This window comes from Microcoleus sp. (assembly GCF_049646505.1).
Lineage (GTDB): Bacteria > Cyanobacteriota > Cyanobacteriia > Cyanobacteriales > Microcoleaceae > Microcoleus.
Map to the genome: position 1 here is coordinate 1 of NZ_JBARVX010000240.1, position 6,097 is coordinate 6,097.

At 46.2% G+C, this 6,097-nt stretch carries 6 protein-coding genes and 1 tRNA gene; 6 read left to right on the forward strand and 1 reads right to left on the reverse strand.

What is annotated here, in order from left to right; translation table 11 throughout:
* Positions 1 to 53: 53 nt before the first annotated feature.
* Positions 54 to 941, forward strand: coding sequence for a Mo-dependent nitrogenase C-terminal domain-containing protein (locus tag WBA89_RS12860; protein WP_424406931.1), 888 nt, complete (start codon positions 54 to 56; stop codon positions 939 to 941).
* A 410-nt stretch (positions 942 to 1,351) separates the two neighbouring features.
* Here the strand turns inward: WBA89_RS12860 and WBA89_RS12865 are convergent, their stop codons facing one another.
* Complete coding sequence (locus tag WBA89_RS12865) at positions 1,352 to 1,759, reverse strand: hypothetical protein (protein WP_424406933.1); 408 nt, start codon at positions 1,757 to 1,759, stop codon at positions 1,352 to 1,354.
* Between the two features lie 207 nt (positions 1,760 to 1,966).
* On the opposite strand from WBA89_RS12865, the gene WBA89_RS12870 reads away from it, so the two are divergent.
* The 5 genes from WBA89_RS12870 to WBA89_RS12890 all read left to right on the forward strand — a co-directional run bounded on the left by WBA89_RS12870 (position 1,967) and on the right by WBA89_RS12890 (position 6,029).
* Positions 1,967 to 2,212: a hypothetical protein gene (locus WBA89_RS12870; RefSeq protein WP_424406941.1), complete on the forward strand. Its 246-nt coding sequence runs from the start codon at positions 1,967 to 1,969 to the stop codon at positions 2,210 to 2,212.
* A gap of 68 nt (positions 2,213 to 2,280) precedes the next feature.
* A tRNA-Gly gene (locus tag WBA89_RS12875) sits at positions 2,281 to 2,352 on the forward strand.
* 463 nt (positions 2,353 to 2,815) lie between these two features.
* On the forward strand, positions 2,816 to 3,220 hold the full coding sequence (locus WBA89_RS12880; RefSeq protein WP_424406939.1) for a hypothetical protein: 405 nt from the start codon (positions 2,816 to 2,818) through the stop codon (positions 3,218 to 3,220).
* Positions 3,221 to 3,224: 4 nt separating this feature from the next.
* Positions 3,225 to 4,490: a glutamate-5-semialdehyde dehydrogenase gene (locus WBA89_RS12885; RefSeq protein ID WP_424406935.1), complete on the forward strand. Its 1,266-nt coding sequence runs from the start codon at positions 3,225 to 3,227 to the stop codon at positions 4,488 to 4,490.
* Between the two features lie 393 nt (positions 4,491 to 4,883).
* Positions 4,884 to 6,029, forward strand: a complete 1,146-nt coding sequence (locus WBA89_RS12890; RefSeq protein ID WP_424406937.1) for a fatty acid desaturase family protein — start codon at positions 4,884 to 4,886, stop codon at positions 6,027 to 6,029.
* Positions 6,030 to 6,097 lie beyond the last annotated feature (68 nt).

Sequence of the window (6,097 nt, forward strand, 5' to 3'; positions counted from 1 at the left end):
AGAATCAACAAATAGATTAGCTCGCTATTCAGCGAAGCTCCTGAGACACAAATATGCTTTTAACACGTCCACTACAAGCGTTTGGAGCAATCTTCAGGCACAAACCTTCAACAACTCGACCGATCGACCAAAAAAGCAGTAAAAATTATTTAGACGGGAATATTTCTCCCGGTCCAAATCAAGAAATTAACTGGTATATCCAACTCGAAATGCTGATGAGTAACGCAAAATCTTCCTGCACAGATGCAGAAATCACCGCTTGGCTGCGCGGATTGTTGACAATTGCTTGGGCCGACGGCAACTTTGACGAAAACGAGCAAAAAATGATTGCGAATCTAACTCAGGATGAATTGCATCCAGTATCTGCTGAGACAGATTTTGAACCCATTGCCGCAGAAGAACTAGCTGCTGTGCTGGGGAAAGACACCGCCAAGGGCGAGAACTTTTTGAGAACAGCAGTCATGGTAGCCTTAGCAGACGGTACGTACTCGCTGAGCGAAGACGAGGTACTGTACAAGTTTTGCACAGCATTGGGTCACAGCGTCGAGGCGATCGAATCTCTGCGACACACCATCGAAGACAGCAACAGCGACCCGCAAGGGCCAAACAGCCAAATCACCTTTGATTCAAACTCCATCCCCGCCGGAACACCCCTTTCATCTCCCCTACGCAAACCACAGCACAAAGACCTCCTGCAACCGGTCAAAGATTGGCTGGACGGCTGGGAAGTTCACGATCCCAGAGTGGCACATTTTGTCTGCAAAATGATTCCGCCACAATGTCCGTTTGAGCGAGATATTGTATTGTTCGGGCACAAAATCGTCCACATTCCAGCGATGTGCCAGATCAACCCGCTTTACGAACAGTTGGTGGGGATGCGCTTTCGAGCTCTCTGCTATTTAGCAGATGATTGCAAGGAAGATGTATCCTCATACTGTTAGTAGGAAGTGACACTCCCCAGTCTCAAGACGCGGGGATTATTAACGACAAACTTTGGGGGATAAATCCTCCCAAAGTTGATTTTTTTAAGGGTTTGTCAGCAACCCCTACCCACAGGTTAAATTATTGAGTCTGTAGCTACTTTTGACCGGCGAATTTCCAAGGTGGTACAAGCCCCGGCGCGATCCGTGGAATCAATCGGGAGCATCTAAAATCTAAAATAGACCTCTTGCCTCAGTCCTTTTAATCAAATTTTGGGACGATGCTCAAAGCCATCCCACAAGAAAAAAAGATTTTTGTGGGACGGGCTCTGGGGCCCGTCCTAATTATTTTTGCAAGAGGTCTAATCTAAAATCGAATGACTTTAGCTGTCGGTATTTGGACAAAACTCTGGTTTGACTCCTTGCCAAATTTAGGGCAACAATTGATTTAGGGCACCACACAAGTATTTTTTCACGGTGTCTCGTCTGGCGCCTACGCCACTCGGAATGGTAAAGATCATTTCGACATTTAATAGGTTGCCTGACATTGAGGCAAATACGTCGATCGGCAAAGCACGCTGAAATGCTGTTGCAGGATTTTCGGCTTTCAATACACCCATGTTCGCATCGCTGCTGATAGTCTTAATTCCCTCGCGGGCTAAAATGGGTCGCAATTGGGAAAATGCTCTTTCTACTGTTAATCCTTCAACCTGAACGCGCGCCGAAAAGGCAGCACCATTGAGAAAGTCTCCCTTTTTTTGAAAGCTTTCCTCGCAGGTAGCGGCAACAGCGGGGGTAGCTAAACAAGTGAGGGCTAGGGTTAAGACAAGGGAGCGCATATTAGCTTACTTACCAAAAATAAAATTGTCATCAAAATCAGGATAAACACCGTCAAACTGTTTGGCAAGTGCTGTCTGAGGACAAAAAAAATACAGAAGCCAGAATGTTTGGGAAATTCTGTCTTCTGAGCAATGCTTTTTAATTTTTAGCTTCTCTGTTAGCTGAAGGTATAGGCTGATTGCAGTGCCCACCAGATGAGGAAGCCGATGCCGCCACCAATCGCGATCGCTGAAAGGGCGATCGCGATCGGGCTGTCAGCTCCTTTGAACTTCATGATTCCGCGATTTAAGTCTGACATCAGCAGTGTTCTCCCACAATTCCAGCTTGATTGTAGCCTTGCCGAGTGGCCGATGACAGTCAAAAGCACTGCAATTACTGATTTGTTTAACAATCAGGCTGCTGCAATTTCAGGAACTCGCAGCAGCCGGGGGCGCACCGCAGCGAGTTTCTGAAAAAAACTTACAAAAAAGACTTGACAAATTCCCGCAAGTGAGACATTATAGTTAAGACCGCAATAAATGCGGGTGTGGCTCAGTGGTAGAGCGTCACCTTGCCAAGGTGAATGTCGCGCGTTCGAATCGCGTCACCCGCTTGAAAAAATTAAGAAAATAAACAAAACCGGAAAGTATCGCCAGAAATTTTTCGGTTTTGTTTTAACTGTGGTTGAGAATACTCCCAGACATCGATCGGCCCGATTCTGGTTTCAAACAAAAAAAAACAGGCACGGTCTGTATAACATCTCCTCGCCCACAGGTTGATGCCCGAACCAGTTTGAGAATTTTTGAAATAGATTTTTTGAAATAGAGTAGAGACCGGAGTTTTACATCGAGCCAATTAACAAGTTATACTGTACGATCGAAGCCGTCCTCAAAAAACGAGGCTTTAAACCCAATTGTTTGGTAAAATTGAGTCAAGAACTTGCAAGTCAAAATTGCCGGTCGAGCCAAAGCTCGAAACAGGCAGTTAAAATCCTCGATCGGGCAGACTTGATAAGTTAGACCAAGTAGATATGTTAAGAATTATCTTTGCAAAAACGGTTTTTTATCCGATCGCTTGTGCCATCCCAAAAAGCTCAAAAAATCGACTTAAACGATGAGTACCCGTGCCCTTGCCGGCGCCGCGGTCGTCTCGTACCGATAACGCTGACAGAAGCCTTTGGCTGCAACCGCTGTCAGCAAATATTTGTATTGGACGAAAGCGAACACGTCATCGAGCAACTATCAACAAACTATCCTTACAAGCAGGCTTGGCACTGGACAGGCAACCAATGGAACAGAGCACATCCGGGTTTGAAAACCCACTACTTGCCACTGGCCCTAGGGATGATTTTGGTGCCGCTAGTGATTTGGTTGCCCCTGGCGCTGCACTCTCCCGGGCCGAATGTGATTCTGTGGGCAATGGTCGCCGTGCTGCTAGCAATGCTGCCGGCGCTGATGGTATGGCTGGCTTACAGGCGTTAGTTAAATGATAATAGAAGACTTTAGCCATTCATCAGATGGGGCAAATGTGGCCCGCCGCGCCAATCTTGCTTCTTTGGATTTGGCGGTGACAAAGAGTACGGATCGCGCTGCTGGTTTGCAGGCGATGGCGAAATCGCTAAAAGACAGACAAAATGACATTTTAGAAGCAAATACTCTGGATCTAGAAGCGAGTCGCGATATGGCGATTCCCGACTTGATTGTGGAGTGGCTGAAGCTGACGCCGGAACGGATCAAGACAACTGTCCAAATTCTGGAACGGTTGGGGGAAATGCCAGATCCGATCGGCAGAGTGATCAATGCTTCCTATCAAGTCGATCGCTGTCAAGTGTACTGTCAATCGCTGCCGCTGGGGGCGATCGCCCTAATTTACGAGGCGTTTCCCGAGTTGGGGGCGATCGCGGCGGGTTTGTGTCTCAAAACCGCTAACAGTTTGATTCTCAAAGGTGGTAGCGAAAGCTGGCAAACTAATAGTGTAATTGGAGAAGCTTTGAGTTCGGCGATCGATGAGGTCGGTTTGCCGTCAGGATGTTTGCAGGTATTGCCGCCGGATCGGGGCGCTGCAATCCGCGATTTGGTGACTCAAGACCAATATCTCAATTTAATTATTCCCTACGGCAGACCGAGTTTGGTGCAGCAGGTGGTAAGGCTGTGCACTGCACCGGTGTTGCGATCGGCAATGGGCAATTGCTACCTTTATTGGTCGCCGACTGGTAGTTTGGAAATGGCAAGGTGGATGATTTTGGACAGCCATCAAAGTGTGCCAGATCCGGTAAATGCGATCGAGAAAGTGCTGATCGATCGCAACCAAAAGCCTTCTTCCTTAGTCAGGCTGTGGAACAGTTTAAAAGAAAAAGGCTTTCAAATTAGCGGAGACGCGGATCTCGTCGCAGATTTCCCAGAGTTGAAGCTGGCTGAACCCTACGAGTGGACTCAACCTTACTTAAACAAAACCATCGCGTTTAAAGTTGTCGATAGTTTGGAAATTGCGATCGGCTGGATCAACCGCTACAGCAGCGGCCACGCTGACTCCATCGCCACGGAATCTTACCTAGAAAGCCGCCAATTTGCTCTAGATGTCAACAGCGCCTCAACTTTTATTAATGCCTCCCCTCGGTTTTGGCGCTATCAAAATCGGGGAGATGCGATATTTTTGGGAATGTCCAACCAAAAAGGTTATCGCCGGGGATTGATCGGGTTAGATACGCTGACAACAATTAAAGAAATTGTTCAAGGTAACGGACAATTTTAAGGTAAGTTGCTTGTGAGTTATATCAATTCCGGTTGCACTCAAACCGGAATTGTTGACTGTTGACTGTTGACTGTTGACTGTTGACTGTTGATTGTTGATTGTTAAGAGGGCGGGCACTCTTGGCACCGCCCCTACGGACTGTTGACTGTTGACTCGATTTTATTATTCCGATGCAACCGGAAACGATATTATTGGTTATTGGTTCAAAATCCGATAACTTATATATACCCTTATTTTAAATAAGCTGTTTGGTAACGGGAACTCCGGCTTATTTCACAAGAAAATTAAATTTTTGGATAACAAACTTGCCTGTTGCTAAAAATCCTGCAATATTTCAGATACAATTAACTGTAGAAAGTTATTGAGTGACATCGAAATACTCTTATCCAAAATATGAAATCAGACAAAAAACTCAATACTCTAGACAAGACAGAAACACCGACATTAAGCGAAGAAACGCTAATTCACCACTCGGTATATGTTAAAAAATTGCGCCCGCTGCTGCCATCAGATGCCTTTGAACCGAATTCAAGCAAGTTAGGGATACTGCTGATAAATATCGCGATTTTATTGTTAGGATGGGGAATTGCTGCTAATCTCGATCGCTGGTCTGTCTATTTTTTATGGCTTTACTTGCCTTTAGCCGTCATCATGGGCAATAGTATCACAGTTTTGCTGTTTAGCTCCCACGACTTGATGCACGGCAGCGTTCAGAAAAAGTCGCGCCTCACTTATCCGATCGCCTTTCTGGGACTAAGTATGCTGTTCATGCCGCCTACTCAGTGGAAATCCCTGCACAACCTGGTACACCACAACAACACCAACTCCTTAGCAGATCCCGATCGCAATTACCTGTCCCAGCAGCCCGACACCTGGGGAAAATGGATTCAAAATCTATTTGTACCGTCGGTGGAAGTCAATCCGCTGTGGTTAATTGTCGGGATGGCCGGTTCCTGGTTTGTACACAATTTCCGCAATCTCACCTCGGTACTGTTATTCAACGATAAATCTGTGGATTACGTACCGGCTGCCTTTACAGTTAGTCCGAAAGATAGAAGAACGATCGCCTTTGAATGTCTGGGAATTGTCGGAATTCACCTGAGTATCTTGTTCTATCTAGAGTTTAACCCGATTAAAGTAGCTCTTGCCTACATTTTGCCGATCGCGATCGGTCATGGGTGTGCCATGTTCTACATCTTCACCAATCACATGGGCTGTCGGATGACAAGCATTAACGACCCACTGATAAATAGTGCTTCGCTGCGGGTTCCTAAAATATTTGATGTCCTGCACTTAAACTTTTCTTACCACACAGAACATCACATTTTCCCCAGCATCAACTCAGACTATTATCCGATGGTGCAAGAGTTGTTGCAAATTCACTATCCCGGCCGCATGAATTTAATTGATGCCGGTGAAGCTTGGCAATTGCTGATGCGAACACCGCGCCATTACAAAGATGAAGTCACCTTCACTGATTCATCAGGAACAATGGCCGTGAATTGCTCGATTGTGGAAGAATACAAAAGCCGAGCTTAAAAACAGGCTTTCGGCTTTGTTTCACAAAAAGTAAAATTTATTGTGGGGCGGATGTCCCGCCCGCCCCA

Bases quoted from the DNA above. Each gene is read 5' to 3' on its own strand.
- WBA89_RS12865 (WP_424406933.1), bottom strand. From the start codon at position 1,759: ATGCGCTCCCTTGTCTTAACCCTAGCCCTCACTTGTTTAGCTACCCCC.
- WBA89_RS12885 (WP_424406935.1), top strand. From the start codon at position 3,225: ATGATAATAGAAGACTTTAGCCATTCATCAGATGGGGCAAATGTGGCC.
- WBA89_RS12890 (WP_424406937.1), top strand. From the start codon at position 4,884: ATGAAATCAGACAAAAAACTCAATACTCTAGACAAGACAGAAACACCG.
- WBA89_RS12870 (WP_424406941.1), top strand. From the start codon at position 1,967: ATGCCGCCACCAATCGCGATCGCTGAAAGGGCGATCGCGATCGGGCTG.
- WBA89_RS12860 (WP_424406931.1), top strand. From the start codon at position 54: ATGCTTTTAACACGTCCACTACAAGCGTTTGGAGCAATCTTCAGGCAC.